Source organism: Pseudomonas sp. 10(2024), from assembly GCF_045164175.1.
Lineage (GTDB): Bacteria > Pseudomonadota > Gammaproteobacteria > Pseudomonadales > Pseudomonadaceae > Aquipseudomonas > Aquipseudomonas alloputida.
Genome location: NZ_CP174006.1, coordinates 2838945 through 2854650 on the forward strand (window position 1 = coordinate 2838945; position 15706 = coordinate 2854650).

17 protein-coding genes are annotated in these 15706 nt (G+C 58.0%); 5 read left to right on the forward strand and 12 right to left on the reverse strand.

The window, feature by feature from the left end:
* Positions 1 to 16: 16 nt before the first annotated feature.
* Positions 17 to 280, reverse strand: coding sequence for a hypothetical protein (locus ACI7M0_RS12570; protein ID WP_177413588.1), 264 nt, complete (start codon positions 278 to 280; stop codon positions 17 to 19).
* Between the two features lie 373 nt (positions 281 to 653).
* Between ACI7M0_RS12570 and ACI7M0_RS12575 the strand changes: the two genes are divergently transcribed.
* A complete protein-coding gene (locus ACI7M0_RS12575) occupies positions 654 to 2798 on the forward strand; it encodes an AAA family ATPase (RefSeq protein ID WP_129931781.1) in 2145 nt (714 codons plus the stop codon).
* A gap of 400 nt (positions 2799 to 3198) precedes the next feature.
* Here the strand turns inward: ACI7M0_RS12575 and ACI7M0_RS12580 are convergent, their stop codons facing one another.
* The 5 genes from ACI7M0_RS12580 to ACI7M0_RS12600 all read right to left on the reverse strand — a co-directional run bounded on the left by ACI7M0_RS12580 (position 3199) and on the right by ACI7M0_RS12600 (position 7103).
* Complete coding sequence (locus ACI7M0_RS12580) at positions 3199 to 3669, reverse strand: hypothetical protein (RefSeq protein ID WP_129931780.1); 471 nt, start codon at positions 3667 to 3669, stop codon at positions 3199 to 3201.
* 864 nt (positions 3670 to 4533) lie between these two features.
* The gene (locus ACI7M0_RS12585; RefSeq protein WP_256658150.1) at positions 4534 to 4869 is read right to left on the reverse strand and encodes a hypothetical protein; all 336 of its coding nucleotides are present in this window, start codon (positions 4867 to 4869) and stop codon (positions 4534 to 4536) included.
* A gap of 416 nt (positions 4870 to 5285) precedes the next feature.
* Positions 5286 to 5720 carry a DUF6691 family protein gene (locus tag ACI7M0_RS12590; RefSeq protein ID WP_129931778.1) on the reverse strand — a complete coding sequence of 145 codons (435 nt, stop codon included), beginning with the start codon at positions 5718 to 5720 and terminating at the stop codon, positions 5286 to 5288.
* A 1-nt stretch (position 5721) separates the two neighbouring features.
* Positions 5722 to 6159, reverse strand: coding sequence for a YeeE/YedE family protein (locus ACI7M0_RS12595; RefSeq protein ID WP_129931777.1), 438 nt, complete (start codon positions 6157 to 6159; stop codon positions 5722 to 5724).
* 53 nt (positions 6160 to 6212) lie between these two features.
* On the reverse strand, positions 6213 to 7103 hold the full coding sequence (locus tag ACI7M0_RS12600; protein WP_129931776.1) for a universal stress protein: 891 nt from the start codon (positions 7101 to 7103) through the stop codon (positions 6213 to 6215).
* Between the two features lie 212 nt (positions 7104 to 7315).
* Here ACI7M0_RS12600 and ACI7M0_RS12605 point away from each other — a divergent pair, with 212 nt between their 5' ends.
* On the forward strand, positions 7316 to 7741 hold the full coding sequence (locus ACI7M0_RS12605) for a potassium channel family protein (RefSeq protein ID WP_129931775.1): 426 nt from the start codon (positions 7316 to 7318) through the stop codon (positions 7739 to 7741).
* A 59-nt stretch (positions 7742 to 7800) separates the two neighbouring features.
* On the opposite strand, the gene ACI7M0_RS12610 is transcribed toward ACI7M0_RS12605, so the two are convergent.
* The 3 genes from ACI7M0_RS12610 to ACI7M0_RS12620 form a co-directional block, all read right to left on the reverse strand.
* A complete protein-coding gene (locus tag ACI7M0_RS12610) occupies positions 7801 to 8445 on the reverse strand; it encodes a hypothetical protein (RefSeq protein ID WP_129931774.1) in 645 nt (214 codons plus the stop codon).
* Positions 8446 to 8519: 74 nt separating this feature from the next.
* The gene (locus ACI7M0_RS12615) at positions 8520 to 9887 is read right to left on the reverse strand and encodes an MBL fold metallo-hydrolase RNA specificity domain-containing protein (RefSeq protein ID WP_129931773.1); all 1368 of its coding nucleotides are present in this window, start codon (positions 9885 to 9887) and stop codon (positions 8520 to 8522) included.
* Positions 9878 to 10804, reverse strand: a complete 927-nt coding sequence (locus tag ACI7M0_RS12620) for a universal stress protein (protein WP_121161630.1) — start codon at positions 10802 to 10804, stop codon at positions 9878 to 9880. Before ACI7M0_RS12620 ends, ACI7M0_RS12615 begins: the two co-directional genes overlap by 10 nt.
* Before the next feature lie 182 nt (positions 10805 to 10986).
* On the opposite strand from ACI7M0_RS12620, the gene ACI7M0_RS12625 reads away from it, so the two are divergent.
* Positions 10987 to 11535: a GNAT family N-acetyltransferase gene (locus tag ACI7M0_RS12625; protein WP_104961636.1), complete on the forward strand. Its 549-nt coding sequence runs from the start codon at positions 10987 to 10989 to the stop codon at positions 11533 to 11535.
* 29 nt (positions 11536 to 11564) lie between these two features.
* On the opposite strand, the gene ACI7M0_RS12630 is transcribed toward ACI7M0_RS12625, so the two are convergent.
* The gene (locus ACI7M0_RS12630) at positions 11565 to 12491 is read right to left on the reverse strand and encodes a universal stress protein (protein WP_129931772.1); all 927 of its coding nucleotides are present in this window, start codon (positions 12489 to 12491) and stop codon (positions 11565 to 11567) included.
* Positions 12492 to 12776: 285 nt separating this feature from the next.
* Here ACI7M0_RS12630 and ACI7M0_RS12635 point away from each other — a divergent pair, with 285 nt between their 5' ends.
* Positions 12777 to 13010: a hypothetical protein gene (locus ACI7M0_RS12635; protein WP_129931771.1), complete on the forward strand. Its 234-nt coding sequence runs from the start codon at positions 12777 to 12779 to the stop codon at positions 13008 to 13010.
* Positions 13011 to 13012: 2 nt separating this feature from the next.
* Entirely contained in the window at positions 13013 to 13810 is a 798-nt protein-coding gene (gene fnrC / locus ACI7M0_RS12640) for a Crp/Fnr family transcriptional regulator FnrC (RefSeq protein WP_129931770.1), read from the forward strand.
* A gap of 58 nt (positions 13811 to 13868) precedes the next feature.
* Here the strand turns inward: fnrC and paaX are convergent, their stop codons facing one another.
* Positions 13869 to 14792 (reverse strand): phenylacetic acid degradation operon negative regulatory protein PaaX, encoded by a 924-nt coding sequence (paaX, locus tag ACI7M0_RS12645; RefSeq protein ID WP_177410047.1) that lies wholly within the window; start codon positions 14790 to 14792, stop codon positions 13869 to 13871.
* A gap of 77 nt (positions 14793 to 14869) precedes the next feature.
* On the reverse strand, positions 14870 to 15469 hold the full coding sequence (gene paaY / locus ACI7M0_RS12650; RefSeq protein WP_129931769.1) for a phenylacetic acid degradation protein PaaY: 600 nt from the start codon (positions 15467 to 15469) through the stop codon (positions 14870 to 14872).
* Positions 15470 to 15706 lie beyond the last annotated feature (237 nt).

Below are 15706 nucleotides of genomic sequence, written 5' to 3' on the forward strand. Positions count from 1 at the left end.
TGCTAGGTCGCTGCATTCATTTTCGATGTGGCGGCGTCAATCTGGCTGCGCAACGTCTTGATCTTGATCTCTGCAGCCACCATTGTCGCAATCCCTGCAGCAGCGCCGACAATGCCGAATGCGATCCCGATACCAAAGGTGAGATTGCAATCACTGCACCCGCGAAGAATGCTACGCCAGCACTGATGGCCGCAGCGGTTTCCACCACCTGCCAGGTCTTGACCTGCTTACGCATGTCTTCAATCAACGCCTGAGATTCTGCGATCTGCTCGCGGTTCACATCCCTAAAACGGTACTGATCAAGAAGTAGTGGGTGCGGGTTGCTGAAAACCAGCCGCTCCCTACGTTGTCCGGGGGATTGATAATACGACCCTCCAAGGCTCTCACTGCCGGGCCTTGGAGGGTGAGGGCACTTTCATGCCCTTTGGCCCAGACCAGGTGACAGGCGCAAATTAAGCCCGATATTGCTGGAGCGGCTATCCATGGCGCGCCGTAGCAGTTGGACTGTGAGCACAGACCGATAAAGGTGCATTGCGTGCGGGTTGAGCGTATTGACCACGAACGTTTTTCGAGCATGTGTATTAGCTTCCCAACTCTCGCGCGCACCACTAGGATGAGACACGACTCGCCCCGTCTTCGCTAAGGATTGCTCTGTGATCAAGCGCATTATTCTTCGCGGTGTTTCCAGCTATTGCCCAGACACCAACCTGTCGATCGGCCCACTCACCAAGGTGAATTTGTTCTACGGACACAATGGGACGGGGAAAACTACGATCAGCAATTTTCTCCAGGCGCCTGGGCATAGCGATTTCCGTCAATGCCGCGTGCAGCCGGTCAACCCCGAGCGGGAGTTGATTGTCTATAACCACACTTTTCTCGAGCAAAATTTCCAAGCCAGCTCTCAACCGGGTGTGTTCACCCTGAATGAGGGCAATATCGAGGCCGAAAATGCATTGCTGGCCGCCGAGGCGGAGCTGAGCAAGCTCGCCAAGGAGCGCATGAGCCTCGTTGACGCGGGCATGGAACTGGCTACGGAGCAGGGGCGGGCTGACGAGAAGCACTGGGACGAGCTTTGGGCTCAAAAGAAGCTCTACGACGGTGAGGCTCTGAAATACTGTTTTGTTGGTTACAACACGAGGGAAAAGCTCGCTGAGAAAATCAACTCGGTGAAGCTGGTGCCGGTCGTGGACACGCTCGAGGGGTTAGCCACTGAGGCGCAGGAGCTCCTAGCTGCGGATGGTGAAGAGATTGCAAGTATCCCAGCATTCACGTTTCAGCCGGGCGAAATCGAAAAGGATCCACTGCTACAGGAGGCGATCGTAGGGTCGCAGGATTCGTACTTGGCGGCCCTGATCAATGAGCTGGGCAACTCCGATTGGATAAGGCAAGCGCTGGGATTCGTTGATCAGCAAGACTCTCGTTGCCCCTACTGTCAGCAACCTTTGCCACCAGACTTCTATGCTGAGCTTGGTCGGGTGTTTGATCAGACCTACTCCAAACGAGTCAAGCAACTTACCGCACTCAAGGCAAGGTACGAAGCTGGCGTCGCTCACATCCAGGATCAGTCGAGCCGCAAGGCGTACCAGCTGCCTGATTATCAGCCTCACCTGGCTGCTTTGCAGGTGACCTTCCAGAAGAATATCCAGTTGCTGGCAGGTAAAATCACCAATCCCTCAACCTCCATTTCACTAGCGTCAACGGCAGACATCGTGGCCAAGCTCAACTCAATCGTTCAGGTCGAGCAGGAAAAGATCGACGCCTTCAACCTTAAGGTACGAAACAGAAAGGTCTACCTGGAGAAGATCAAGACCCGGTTCTGGGACTGCTTCCGCGCGGCGTGTGACGGGATGATCGTGGCAGCGAAGAAAGCAGAGAAGGCCAATCTGGTTAAGCGCGATGAGAAGCGTGAGGCCATCGAAGACATCAAAAAGAAGGCCCAGATCCAGAAGGACATTATTGCCAGGAGCAGGGCGCAGATCACCAACATCGACCAGGCGATCGAAAGCATCAACAACTCGCTCAACATGCTCGGCCTCAAGGGCTTCGAGGTGGTTCGCGAAGAGAGCGAGCTGCCACGGTATCGCCTGGTGCGTCCGAGTAGGCAGGACGGTGTTTTCAAGACGCTCAGTGAGGGTGAGAAGACCCTGATCTCGTTCCTCTACTTTCTTGAGGTCTGCAACGGGGAGCTCGATACAAAGAGCGGGAAGCTCAAGACCAACCGCGTGATCGTCATGGACGACCCTATCTCTAGCCTTTCGCACAATTACGTCTACGACATCGCCTCGCTCATTTATCGACGGGTTCTGAACCCCAAGGATCGCTTCAAGCAGGTCTTCATCCTCACGCACAACCTTTTCTTCTTCCACGAGATGCTTAAGCACCTCAAGAAAGCGGATGAGTTTTCGCTGTTCAGGATCACCAAGGCACAGTACAGCGGCTTCGTGCCGATGAAAGCATCGGACGTGCAGAATGACTACCAGTCGTTCTGGCAGACTATCAAGGACGCGCAGGAAGGGCGCACCTCGGCGTCAGTCATCCCGAACATGATGCGCAACATTCTGGAGTACTACTTCAACTTCGTGCATCGGCAGGAAGCGCTCGCGGAGGCGCTCCAGTCCCTGGCAGAAGAAGACACCGCATTCCGGGCACTCTATCGCTACGTCAACCGAGAATCACACTCCGACGCGGTCAACCTTACCGATTTTGGCGAGATCGTCCCAGCTCATTACATTGATCGCTTCAAGCAGGTCTTCGTGAAAACAGGCTTTGAGGAGCACTACGTGAAAATGATGGGGTAGGGTGAATAGTCTGAGCGTAAAGCAGGCTGCGCGTGGAAGCCGCGCTCAGCCAACCTTTTGAAGTGTCAGCTGCTCCTGTATTTGGGACATCAAGAGCTTGCCAGCAGCCTCCAGAAGCTCCCCATAGAGGCTGATGTCGGTGCACGTGCGGCAGGTCAGAATCGAGTTTTTGTGCAGCCTGGTCGGTGTAACGAAATCCTCACCAGCGCAGTGTGGACATACCAATGTAATGCTCAATGCTTTCCTCTCCATGTAGGCATTAAGCTTCGCCCTATGCCTACCGAGAAGACTTTTGCTTGTAGGCTCAATCAGGCCGGTCTGCACCTGGCGAACTGTGTCTACCCATGCAAATGCATGAATCAATCAACTCGGGCAAGCGGAGCGCGCAGGCGTGAGGATGTCAGCCCGAAGGGTCAAGACGCACGCTCAGCGGGCGGCTTGATTTACGACAGCCCAGCTCACTTGAGGTGAAATAAAGTGGCGGCTTAACTTTCTCTAAACTGTCTAGGATGTCGCGCAGGCATTCCTCCGCGCAATTAGCTTTTAGCAATCCAGTTTCCGCCAAGTAAAAATCAAAGAAAACTTTTGCCGCTATCGCAGATCGCCCCAAGGCCCATTGCACTAGCTTTCCAAAACGTCCGTCGCCACTGTTTTCTTTATGAAAGACCTCAGCTTTCCGACGAAAAATCCGCCACCGTTCGTTGATAGGCCAATCGGCAAATTCGATCCTATTATTTGGCAGATATCTAAGGTGCGAAATAGAACTGCACCAGGCAACTGGAGGGTTGCATTGAAAGTTAAGAAACTCTCGAAAATCGCCGACATCCCAACCCATCAGTGGAATACCTTTGAAAAAGCTCCAGTTCAGCATGAGCTCCAGGCAATGGCAGGTTAGCGAATAGCGGCCTTTGGCTTGATCGGGGTCCACTCAAGCGCTGAACACTCCAGAAACTTCGAGCAATACATGACGCTCGTATAGGCTTTGCAGGTAGGGTCAACCTGGTCGAGCCTGGAACGGACATCATGGTTCTGAGGGACGCAGTGCGAACTGGCAGGTTTCCAATGTTCATACGGAGCGAAGATCGGGAATGGAGTGAACGGTAACGCCATATGCGCTCCCTGAGCCTATAATGGGTGCGAGAAGTCGGTGTCTAGTGAGCAGCATTTGAGGCGTCTGGGGCATGAATAGCCCCTGATCGGCGAAAGCGGCAGTGATCTCAAATGGTCTCAGTTATTAGATATGTATAGCGCAGATCACGTTTGCAGGTGCGTGCCGGCGCAGCAAATCTGATGATCGTTGTTGGCTTGGGTAGATCTTGGTGCAACGCGCTGGGTAGCAGTTGGAAGTGCGTAGCAGTACGTCAGGGGTTCGTGAAACGACGGGTGACAGAATGGATGAGCAAGGGATCGTAAGGCTGCTGATTTTCAACGGGTTCGGGGGTTTGCGTAATCAGCTGCGTAGGTTAGTGGAGACAGACAGGAGCTCAAGAGCATTTCTGACGTAGCATCTGATTTAACATAATATGCATTATGAGCATCTTCTTATGGGGCTGCCGGGGCGTGGGGTGGGCAGATTGCAAGCTAGGCCACGTCCGCTCAGGCGCCTTTCTGGCCTTGAGATGGAACATTTGGCGTCATGCCATGGCAAAGGATAAACAAATCCTCACAGCCTCGTTCGCGGTACCAAGACACGACATTGTCAATCAGCTCGCCAAGGATATGGACCAGCGTGTCGTCATAGCCACCAGGTGAGTCGGCCTCGCACGGATAAGTTAGTGAAAACGTTGCGATAACGCTCAATACATTCCTCGTGCCGAGTTAGGTCAAGGTGGCTCCGGAGTGTGGCCGGCACTGCATAAAACAATGTCAGCAGATCATGCTTATCAGCCCATTTTCGTTTGATGTCGACTATGCCGACACGTTGTAAATCTTGATGAGCGGCCTGGATAAGGTCGATATCCAAGTCGTAGGTTTCATCGACCTGGCCATGATTACCGTTTGGTCTAGCAACGGAGGTTTTCAGCAGAATTTCCATGCCAATGGCTGCATTCACCTGGGCAACTGCCATCATGTCGTACCCCTTAAGGAGGTACTTTGCTGCGGGATTCTCCAAGAGTAACGGCCCCGGGATTTTGGCTTTCCCTAGTTCAACAGACTATCGGCGGACAAGCTGCGGGATCACTGAAGCAGCCTCAAGATCAACGCAGTGACAGTGACCACAACGGTGATCAGCCCGACAGAAATCGCCACTGGATACCAAAAATTTTCGCGACTTAACTTGGTCGAATCCTGGTTTAGCGCTGCAGTTTCGGCAATCAGTTTCTGGATTTCCGAGTGCATTTCAAAACCCTTTGACCTGCTTGTACCGCTAGCCATACCCTGCCCCTATAATAACCTTAAGGAATAACTACGCTAAATATTCATTTAGTAGAGTTACACTCAGTAAGTGCCTTATTCTGATATCGATCAGAACTCAATTGTTTACCGTCAAACCCTGCCCTGATGACGGCTGCGAAACGCTTCCGCAACATTGAATAATCCCATACCGGCAAGCATCGCGAGCACGAATAGCCAGGCTTGCCAGTACCCCCCGGCGAGCAACACCAGCACCGGCCCCGGACATACGCCGGCAAGCCCCCAGCCTATGCCGAAAACCAGGCTCCCGCCGACGAGTCGACGGTCGATGTCGCCTCTGGCAGGCAGCTGTATCTTACCTCCCAGTAAGGCCGTGGTATGACGTCGCGCCCAAGTCATCGGCAACAGTGCGGCACCTATCGCACCCACCATGACCAGTCCCAGCGACGGGTCCCACTGCCCGGCAATGTCGAGAAACCCCAGCACCTTGGCAGGGTTTGCCATACCGGATAGCAATATCCCCATGCCGAACAGCAACCCAGCGATAAAGCCACTGATCCGCTTCATTTCATGCTCCTGAAAGTACATGCCTGACCACGAAGACCGTGGCAAAGCCTGCTGCCATGAAGCACAGCGTCGCCACTGCAGAACGAGGCGACAGGCGTGACAAGCCACAAACGCCATGGCCACTGGTGCAGCCACTGCCATAGCGGGTACCGAGGCCTACCAGAATTCCCGAGACCATAAACAGCCAAGGCGCCACTCTGAAATGAACGGGAGGCATTGCTGAGAACAGTTGCCAGGAAAGTGGCGCGGCAAGGAGTCCCAGCAAAAAGCACACTTTTTCGCCCCGCCCTTCCCCGCCACTTTGCAGCATAGAACCGAGCAAACCGCTGATGCCCGCGATGCGCCCGTTCGCAACGGCGAACAGCCCAGCGGCCAAACCGATCAATGCCCCGCCTGCCAATGCCGACCACGGTGTGAAGGCAGCCATATCAACAAACATCTCAGCGCTCCATTGTCGAATCAGCGACAAGAAAAGATGCCATCTTAATGAAGTCAGCTGGCGGGTGCAGACCTGATCGTCAGGATGCTGCACGGTGCATGGCTGACAAGCCGCTCGGTGGTATCGCCGATCACCTTGGCCCAATGCCTGGGCTGCACAGTGCCGACCACCACTGCATCGATTTTCAGCGTGGCGATGTAGGACTTGATCACGCGCAGGGGCGCACCTTCGCTGAAATGCCGGTGCGTGTGGGCGATGCCATGTGCATCGGCCAACGCATCGAAAGGCAGCTGCAGTGACTCGCGTAATTGGTTCACCCAAGGGCCGGCAAGGTCAGGGTTGGCCAGCATGGCGATGGGTAGGTCGTAAGCCGAGAGCAGGTGCAACTGCCCCTTGCATTGAGTCGCCAGTTGCTGACCTGCCGCGACCAGGGCATGGTTGAGGGCGTCGTTGTGTGGCGACGGGTTGGCGACATCCACTGCGACCAGAATGTTCTGGGGGATGGCTGGGGCATCCGCCGGTACGAACAACAACGGCGTCTCACTCCCATGCAGCAGCGCCTGGTCGAGCGAGGTCCGAGCGATCTGCTCGAGCAGGGAGTGGCCCGGGCAGCCCTTGATCACCAAATCAGGCGCGTAGCGGGCAATGCACGCTGGCAGCTGATCACGCGGATTGGAGGTTTCAACTGCCTCGAAACCTGGCCGAGCCCCAACGAATGGCTGCTCATCCAGCAGTGCTTTGAGTTCGGTACTGAAATGCATGAACGAGGCCGAATGAAGTGGGGCCTCCTGCAATTCGTGAGGCAGGCGCAGTGCACAAGATTCATGGATACCCAGTACATGCAAACTCGCACCGGACGCCGCAGACAATGCCATGGCCCGGGACAGCGCGGCATTGGCTTGGGCCTCGGTCATGATAAGCAGAATCCGGCGATACGGCTTCATGGGTACCTCCCGGCGCGTTGCCTGGGTTGCATGCGATGTCATTATTGAAGCAGGTGCTGGTTCGTTCTTGATAAATATCAATGCCCCCCAGGCGCCACTTTGCACCTGCTAGTGAAGAAATCCTACCGTTGCTGCCGCAGGCCAATGAGCTACCATCCATGCGTTGGTCGACAACTTGAAATGAACCGCCCATCAGGGCAAGAGTGCAGGCGATGCTCATTGTCACGCTGATCAACATGCTGGTCGTGATCCTGGTGGTGATCATTCACTACGAATGCTTGTTGCGCCTGAATGACTGGCTACCCCGCCTGAAGCTCTGGAGCCGGTTTCGCATCGTGGCGGGTGTGTTCGGCGCACTGCTGGCCCATGCCCTTGAGGTCTGGTGCTTTGCCCTGGTGTATTACCTGATGGCCCATGCCGACGGCTGGGGCACACTCAGCGGCAATTTCGACGGGAGTTTCCTGGACTGCGTGTACTTTTCCTTCACCACCTATACCACCATCGGTTTTGGCGACATCACCCCGAGCGGGCACCTGAAATACCTGACCGGCCTGCAGGCATTGACCGGCCTGGTGCTGATCACCTGGACCGCTTCGTTTCTCTTCCTGGAAATGCAGAAGTACTGGAAAGCCAAATAGCGGCGGTTCAGTCGTCCGGCTGCGGCGTCCAGCACCAGGGCACCCACAGGCGGGCCGGCTCAAGGCGCGGTTGCCTGGGGCTCCTCGGGCAGCAGGTCGAACTGTTCAAGACAGCGCTGCTCATCATCTGCAGTGAGCACCTTCAAGCCGCTCACTTCCTGCATGGGGGTTTCGAACAAGGCCATGCGCAGCACACCGTTGCGTTTCATGAAGGTCTGCGCCAGGCACGTGCACACCGGTTTGCCGACAAGCGCGGTGAGTTTTTCATCTTCGGGTATATCCACTTGAGCCTGCAGGTTGGCCTCGCAGTTCGCCACGATCTGCGTCACTGAGCGCCCTGCCAACCACAAGGTGCCTGTGCCCAGCAGGGCCAGGCACAACAGCACCACCAGCAGGATGTTCGATTCCCGAGCCACTGAGCGAAGGAACGCCAGTCTGGCCTGCCAACCTGTCTCCTGGCCGTTGAAAATGGCTTTGCCAACGGTGCGCTTCACGCCCCGCTGCACCGCCCAGCCTAGCGCCACGCTCAAGGTCAGCAAGGCCAGCATCACGACCGGATTGTCCAGGGGCAGGCGCCAGGTGGGGCTCAGCCCGCGGTAGGCCGATGCGGCGAGGAGTAACACAAGGATCGCTACGATCCAACCCAGGCTGCCCTTGGGGCGATGCAACCACGCTCTGAGTTTCGCCCTAGCTTGTGTGTTCATGAATACCTCCCGTGCCAGCCTGGGCTCTGTATGAAAAGCCTTGATACTCGGTGATGTTGCGTGGAAAACAGCCTCTAGCGAACAGGGTCGATGGCAACCGTTTCCTGATATTCAGGCACGCACACTTGCCAGCCGAGTTCGAGGCTGATCCGCCGCCGCAAGGTGTCGGCAGCGTGTGGCTCGCCATGAATCACATAGGTCTGACGGGGTGGCCGGGTGAACCCGCGCAACCATTCCATGATTTCATCGGCATCGGCGTGCGCAGAAAGATTCTCCATCGCGTGCACCTGTGCACGGATGGGCACATCCTCGCCTTGCAACCGCACACTGTGGGCGCCCGCGACGATATCGGCACCCCGCGTCCCCCCGGCTTGAAAGCCGGAGAACAGAATGCTGTTGCGCGGGTTTGGCGCCAGTGCCTTCAGGTGGTGAAGCACCCGTCCACCGGTCGCCATGCCACTGGCGGCGATGATCACTGAGGGCTCGCGCAGCTGGTCCAGGTGCCTGGACTCATCGACCGTCCGGACGATGTGCGTGCCTCTGCACATGGCGGCGCACTCGGCTGCGGTCAGCCGATGCTCACTGCGGTACTGCTGGTACAGGGCGGTGGCGTCGGTGGCCATCGGACTGTTCAGGTAGATCGGGATATCAGGGATCAGCCGGTCGCGCTTGAGCGTGTACAGGTAATACATGAGCAGTTGGGCGCGGCCAACGGCGAACGAGGGTACGAGGGTAATGCCATGGCGCAGGAGCGTTTCGTTGATGACCTTGGCCAGGTACTGCTCGGTCGATTCGGCGGGATGCTGGCGATCGCCATAGGTAGATTCGATCAACAGCACGTCCGCCGTCCTGACCAGCTCAGGCGCACGCATGATCGGATCCTGAGGGCGGCCGAGGTCACCCGAAAACAGCACGGTCTGCCCTTCGGCGCTGATCTGGACCGTGGCCGCCCCCAGAATATGTCCGGCGGTACGCAACAGCAACTCCATGCCCTCGGCGATCATGGTCACCTGGTGTAACGCTACGGGCCGAAACAGTGCCAGGGCACGTTTGGCATCCTGCTCGGTATAGAGCGGTTGCGCCGGCGCATGCTTGGAGTAACCGTGGCGATTGGCATGTTCGGCCTGCTCTTCCTGCAGCCGTGCACTGTCGAGCAGGAGGATTTCCGCCAAGGCGCACGTCGCCGGTGTGGCGTAGATCGGCCCGCGGTAGCCTTCCCGAACCAGCACCGGTAGATAACCACTGTGGTCAAGGTGGGCGTGGGTCAGCACCACCGCATCGAGCGCCCGCAGCGCCGGGGGCAGTGGCTGCCAGTTGCGCAGGCGCAGTTGCTTGAAACCCTGGAAGAGTCCGCAGTCGACCAATACCCGCGTGCTGTCACGGGTCAACAAGAACTTGCTGCCGGTCACGGTGCCAGTGCCGCCAAGAAATGTCAGTTGCATGGCCAAGGCTCCCAACTTTCGGCTATTTGGGGATGAACGGCGAGCACGCTGCACGGTGGGCGGCTGACGATACGCTCGGTGGTGTCTCCCAATAGTTTGTCCAGGCCTTTGGGCTGCACCACGCCCATCACCACCGCGTCGATGTCCAGGGCTGCGACCTGTTCCCGGATCACCTGTACCGGGCCTCCTTCCATGAAATGTCGGCGGTCCGGCGCGACGCCTTCGGCATCGGCCAGCGCTTCGAAAGGCTCCTGCAGTGCCTCGCGCATCTCGTCGATCCACGCCTGGGTGACATTCATGTCCGAGGCAAATACCCCTGCCAGGTTGTAGGCCGATAGCAGATGCAGGTGCGCGTCACACTGTAACGCCAGCGCCTGGCCAGCACGAATCAGTCCACGATTGAAGCACGCCTGGACGGCAGGCGTCTCGCTGAACGCAGTATCCACGGCGACCAGCACACGCCGCGGCAATGAAGTGGCCGCCGCCGGCACGAAATGGCTGACGCCTTTGAAACCTCGCATCAGCGCACAATCCAGTGGGGTGCCGAACATGCGCACCAGGGCCGACGCAGCTTCGCTGTCCTTGATGACCATATCGGGCTGCAGTTCGCTGATGTAATCGATCGCCTGGCTGCGGATATCCTCCGCATTCAGGCTGTCGACCGTCAGCGTTATACCGCTGCCGCGATGCCGCTCGACCAGTCCCGTCAACTGAGCGCGATAATGCTCGTACTGGCGCTTGATATCGGCCTCGTTCAGCCGCTCTTCGCGCAGAAGGTGCTCCTCGCTTGGCTCGAACAAGCCCAGTACATGCACGCTGGCGCCGCTGACATGCGCCAAGGCAAGGGCTCTGCGCAAAGCGGCGGAATGCGGTTCTACCTCGGTCAGCAGCACCAGCAATTGTCGATATTGCCCCATGGTGAACCTCCGCGCTTTCGTGAGTGGGTGTGATGCTGACGATATTCCGCGCACAGGACCGCTGCTGCTTGATGCAGATCAGAAAACCGCTACCCAGGCTGAACTTGATGATTGTCAGAACCGAAACGGCCCGCCACGTTAAAACGGCTGCACCAGGTACTGATCAAGCAACGGGAGGCGTCATGAACGGGCAGCAAACAGCACAGCCACAGACCTGCGAACACTGGGTCGAAAACCTCGAGGACGGTTCGGCGGTGCTGATCCGCCCACTGCGCGAAGAAGACCGCGAACGGGACAAGCGTTTTCTGAGCACAATCGCATATGAATCACGGCGCTTTCGCCTCATTGCCGGACTCAGCGGCGGCTTGCCTAGCTTGGACACGCAAGACATGCCCGTGGACTACCACCAGCGCATGGCCTATGTCGCCTTGGTTCATGTAGACGGTCAGTTGCAACAGATCGGCGTCAGCCGCTATGCGGGCATACCTGGCAGTCAACGTTGCGAATGTGCAGTGGCGGTCAGCGAAGACTGGCAGCGCAAGGGGTTGGGCAAGCGCCTGATGCAACACCTGATTGCAGCCGCGCGACGCAATGGCTTTCAGTGCATGGTCTCCAGGGATCTGGCCAGCAACTATGCCATGCACCGGCTGGTCAAGGCACTGGGCTTCACCTCACGCTACCCGGGCGGCGATGTGAGCGAGATTCTGCACGAACTTGACCTGCGGCCTTGAAAAGACAAGGCCCTTGCGGGCCTTGTGCTTCAGCCTTGGGAGCGCTCTGGAGAAATCACCAGCACACTGCTGGACAACCGATGCATAACGCGCTCGGCAGTACTGCCGATGAACCAGCCGATGCCACGGTGGTGATAACTGCCCATGACCAGTACGTCGATATCATTGTTATCCATGAATATCGCCAGGGCCTTTGCCGGGTCGCCTATGCGCATATGGCGGTGTTCGACGGCGATGCCGTTGCGTTCGGCAAGCTCCTGGAAGGCAGCGCTTTGAGCGTCATGCAAGGTCTGGGCATCGTTTGAATCGAACAGGAACGAATGTTCCCGGCTGCCGCCGGCGTCCAGGTACATGGAACCCAAGTCGTAGGCGTACAGCAACTCGATCTGGGCATTGCACTGCAATGTCAGCTTCAGCGCTTCGCTGATGATCAGGTCGTTGAAGCCTTCAAACTGATCCTCCGGCCTGGACAGGTCCACCGCCGCCAGAATCCTGCGTGGCAACGCATGGCTGGCCTTGTGTACCAGGTGCAAGGGTATTCGCGTTTCGCGCAGCAACTGGATATCCAGCGAGGTGAACATTGCGCGCATCCACCAAGGCTCATGCTCGAGCTCTTTGATCAGCATGGCAAACGGTTGCTCACGCAAGTGTATCAGGATCTCATTCAAGGGCTGCTGCACCCACACCACCTCGGTTGTGACGGTGACACCATTGCGCCGCATCGGCAACGCCTGGGTTTCCAGCCATTCACGGTGCTGCTGCACGTAACCCTCGCGCATGACTGCCAGCGCTTGGTCATTCACCAAGCCCGCCGTGGCAAGCCCTTCCACGTAGTCGAAAGCGACGATGTGCAGCGCCATTCCCTTGGCCTTGGCCAGCGCAGCAGCCCGGTCATAGACCGGGGTTCGGCGCATCAGGGGGGAGGCGATCAGCAGCAGTCTTTGCGGAGTTTCCATGGCACACCTCTGAGGTTGCGATACGTAGGTAAAGCATCTGCCACCTACGTGTTGCGAACTTGATGTTTATCAACTGGAGGCACCTGCCGACCAATGGCATTGCCCAGGGCGCAAGAACTTGACGCGGATCAATACCTCGGGGCTTCGCTGGCGCACCCTGTAACCAGATCACAGCCACTTCAGGCCCCGCAGGCGCGCCATGGCGACCCCGCCCTGAGCTTCACCTCCGCTGCCGGCAGGGACGCCTTCCTGCATTGTCGACCGATACATGCTTTGGAGGCCCTGATGAACGTTTACGTCGAGAAGAACACAGAGCAGGGACGCTGTTGGGTGCGCATGGATGACTGGCGGGTGGGTTTCAGTACGGCGGCCGAAGCCGAGCGGTTTGTCGAACGGCTTACAAGCCGCCTCAATGCCCCCCTCTCGCGGGACATGCTTGCTGATTGGTCGCCCGTCGGGCTCGGTGCGCGTAATGGCGCGGGGGCCCAAAGCGGCCTCCAAAATGCGAAGGAGGCCTGAAAATGCCTGGCCAGCTGAAGGTCACCCTGCTCGACTCACCCAACCCTTTGCCCAAGGCAAACCCTATTCACCTGAAACCGCTGGTGAACCACTGCATGGATTGCCGGGTAAGCGGCCTGTGCCTCCCCACTGGCCTGCCGGTTGACGAAAACAGCTGCCTGGGCGCGTTGATAGGCCCACGAATGCGCATTCGCAAGGGCGCCGCGCTGTTCAATGCCAACGATCCGCTGACCATGCTCTATGCCTTACGCTGCGGCAGTTTCAAGACCAGCCTGAACACCGCCGAGGGGCAAGGCGTGGTGATCAACTTCTGGATGCCGGGCGATGTACTCGGCCTCGATGCCATTGCCACAGAGCACCATGTCTGTGACGCCATTGCCCTGGAAGACAGCGAAGTCTGCCCTGTCCCCTATCGCCGCTTGCAAACCCTGGCGCGTGAGTTTCCGGACCTGCAGCAAAGCCTGAATCGCTTGATGAGCCGCGAGATCGTGCGTGAGCACGGGCGTGTGCTGATGCTGTGCAACCTGACTGCAGAACAGCGGCTGGCCAGCTTCCTGGTGGGGCTCTCCAGGCGCTTCGTCAGCCGCGGTTACTCTGCCCATGGCTTCATGTTGCGGATGTCTCGTGAAGACATGGCTTCGTACCTGGGTTTACGCCTGGAAACCGTGTGCCGATCCGTCGCCCGTCTGCGCGCGCTGGGTATCGTCGACCTGCATGGCAGGTTGGTAGAAATTCTTGATATGCCTGCACTCATGGCGCTCGAACAAGGTGGCGGTGAGTGTGAGGCCAAGGGCCCCTGAAGGCACCCTGCTCGACGCCGTGAATGTTGGCCGCGGCACTGTGAGGCGAGCACTCCCCTCAAGCCAACCCGCCAAAGCGCTTGTAAAAACTCTCGCTCACGTCCGGCAATGGGCCATCTGCCGTCTCCAGCGCTGCATTCAACCATTCTTCGGCTTTGGCAAACACCAGTCGGTAGAGGTTACGGCACAACTGTCGAGCAGCCCTTCCCTCCCAGTCCCCTGGCAGCAGCTCATCGGGCAGTTGCGGGTCGCGCAGCAGCAGGCGGCGGTACTCGTGAATCAGCAGCGTGCGCGCCAGGAAGCAATCTTGAGCATCCAGCAACGGCTGCTCTTTCAAACCTTGCCACAGCGGCCTGAACAGCTGGATAAACTCGCTGTATTGCTGCCCCAGTTCGTCGATACGCCAGCTTTCCCGCACCTGTGCGCGCATCGCCTTGGACGCGAGTACCTCTTGGGTGTGGGTTTCGAAGACGATACTGTCGTCGCCCGCCTCAAGATCACGCAACGTGGCCACCAGGTCGGCACGGTCTGCCCGTGGGCAACCCAGCAGGTTCGGCGCCATGACACCAAACCCCTGCCACTCCAGCTCTTCACGCACGGCCTTGCGTTTACCCGCCTCGAGTTGCGACAGCAACACCAGCGTCCAGGCCCCGTCCCAGGCTGGCTGGCTCGGGCTATAGACGCGCTTGAAGGCTTTTTCGAAACGCCGACGGCCAGTGCCTGTCAGGCTGTAATAACTGCGTCGGCCCACCTTTTCTGCAGTGAGCCAACCTTCTTTGGTCAGGCGAAAGATCGACGTCCGTATCAGCCGTTCATTGATGCCGATCGGCTCCAGCAGGTTGATCAGGCTACCGAGCCAGACTGTACCGCCGTGCGGCTCGATGGCATCGCCGTACAACGTGATGATCAGGGAACTGGCGCGGATTGGCGTCTGCTCCTGAAAGCGGGTGATCAAGTGGTTCAGTGGTGCGAGATTGCTCATGGGCGAACTGTGCGCGGATAAAGCACCGACTATACCTGTGCGGCGGGCCGCCTGGCCATTGCGTGTCACTGCCAGGCTCATGCGCTCGCCTGGCCCTTGGGCCTGACCCCGGTGTCTTCCATGCGCGGGCGTCCCGGCTCTGCCTCGGCCAGCGGCGGGCATTCGACCATGCTGTTCATGCAGCGCTGCGCGAGGTGCTGGTACTCCGCCGTCCCGCGCTGTTTCCAGGCCAGCTCCTGCTCGCTCAGTGGGCGTTTGACCTGGGCTGGCGACCCCATCACCAGGCTCTGCGCCGCGCATTCGAAGCCAGCTTTGACGAAGGCGGTGGCCGCGACGATGCAGCGAGGTGCTACATGGGCGCCATCCATCACCACGGCGTTCATGCCGATCAATGAATCTTCGCCGACGCGACAGCCGTGCAGCACGGCGCCATGGCCGATGTGCCCGTTACGCTCTACTACGGTGTCGCCCCCCGGGAAACCGTGCATCACGCAGGTGTCCTGCAAGTTGGCACCCTCCTCCAGCACGATGCGGCCGAAATCGCCCCTGAGCGATGCCAGTGGGCCGATGTAGCAGCGGGGTCCAACGATGACGTCGCCGATCAGGACTGCACTGGGGTGCACGTAGGCTGTCGGGTGAACCACGGGCGTCAGGCCGTCCAGTCGATAGCAAGGCATGGCATCACTCCTGAAATGATTTGAAATTTGTTTCGATCTTGTATCAGAAGCTGTTTGGTCGTCAATCGTGTATCGCTTATGTTGATTTGATTCTGCCAGGCAAAAACCGGCGGTAAATACCAGAAAATAACTAGATGAACCGATTCTTCTGCAGGGATTGCTCTGCGGCTTTGGCCGCTTGAAAATAAAAAGAGATACGCGAATACATTTTGAACCTTGCATTGATGTATCGCATAG

Excerpts from the sequence above, each read along its gene's own strand:
- ACI7M0_RS12585 (WP_256658150.1), bottom strand. The coding sequence starts at position 4,869 with ATGATGGCAGTTGCCCAGGTGAATGCAGCCATTGGCATGGAAATTCTG.
- ACI7M0_RS12635 (WP_129931771.1), top strand. The coding sequence starts at position 12,777 with ATGAACGTTTACGTCGAGAAGAACACAGAGCAGGGACGCTGTTGGGTG.
- ACI7M0_RS12610 (WP_129931774.1), bottom strand. The coding sequence starts at position 8,445 with ATGAACACACAAGCTAGGGCGAAACTCAGAGCGTGGTTGCATCGCCCC.
- ACI7M0_RS12630 (WP_129931772.1), bottom strand. The coding sequence starts at position 12,491 with ATGGAAACTCCGCAAAGACTGCTGCTGATCGCCTCCCCCCTGATGCGC.
- ACI7M0_RS12600 (WP_129931776.1), bottom strand. The coding sequence starts at position 7,103 with ATGAAGCCGTATCGCCGGATTCTGCTTATCATGACCGAGGCCCAAGCC.
- ACI7M0_RS12615 (WP_129931773.1), bottom strand. The coding sequence starts at position 9,887 with ATGCAACTGACATTTCTTGGCGGCACTGGCACCGTGACCGGCAGCAAG.
- fnrC (WP_129931770.1), top strand. The coding sequence starts at position 13,013 with ATGCCTGGCCAGCTGAAGGTCACCCTGCTCGACTCACCCAACCCTTTG.
- ACI7M0_RS12605 (WP_129931775.1), top strand. The coding sequence starts at position 7,316 with ATGCTCATTGTCACGCTGATCAACATGCTGGTCGTGATCCTGGTGGTG.
- ACI7M0_RS12620 (WP_121161630.1), bottom strand. The coding sequence starts at position 10,804 with ATGGGGCAATATCGACAATTGCTGGTGCTGCTGACCGAGGTAGAACCG.
- ACI7M0_RS12595 (WP_129931777.1), bottom strand. The coding sequence starts at position 6,159 with ATGTTTGTTGATATGGCTGCCTTCACACCGTGGTCGGCATTGGCAGGC.
- ACI7M0_RS12625 (WP_104961636.1), top strand. The coding sequence starts at position 10,987 with ATGAACGGGCAGCAAACAGCACAGCCACAGACCTGCGAACACTGGGTC.
- paaY (WP_129931769.1), bottom strand. The coding sequence starts at position 15,469 with ATGCCTTGCTATCGACTGGACGGCCTGACGCCCGTGGTTCACCCGACA.
- ACI7M0_RS12590 (WP_129931778.1), bottom strand. The coding sequence starts at position 5,720 with ATGAAGCGGATCAGTGGCTTTATCGCTGGGTTGCTGTTCGGCATGGGG.
- ACI7M0_RS12580 (WP_129931780.1), bottom strand. The coding sequence starts at position 3,669 with ATGCTGAACTGGAGCTTTTTCAAAGGTATTCCACTGATGGGTTGGGAT.
- paaX (WP_177410047.1), bottom strand. The coding sequence starts at position 14,792 with ATGAGCAATCTCGCACCACTGAACCACTTGATCACCCGCTTTCAGGAG.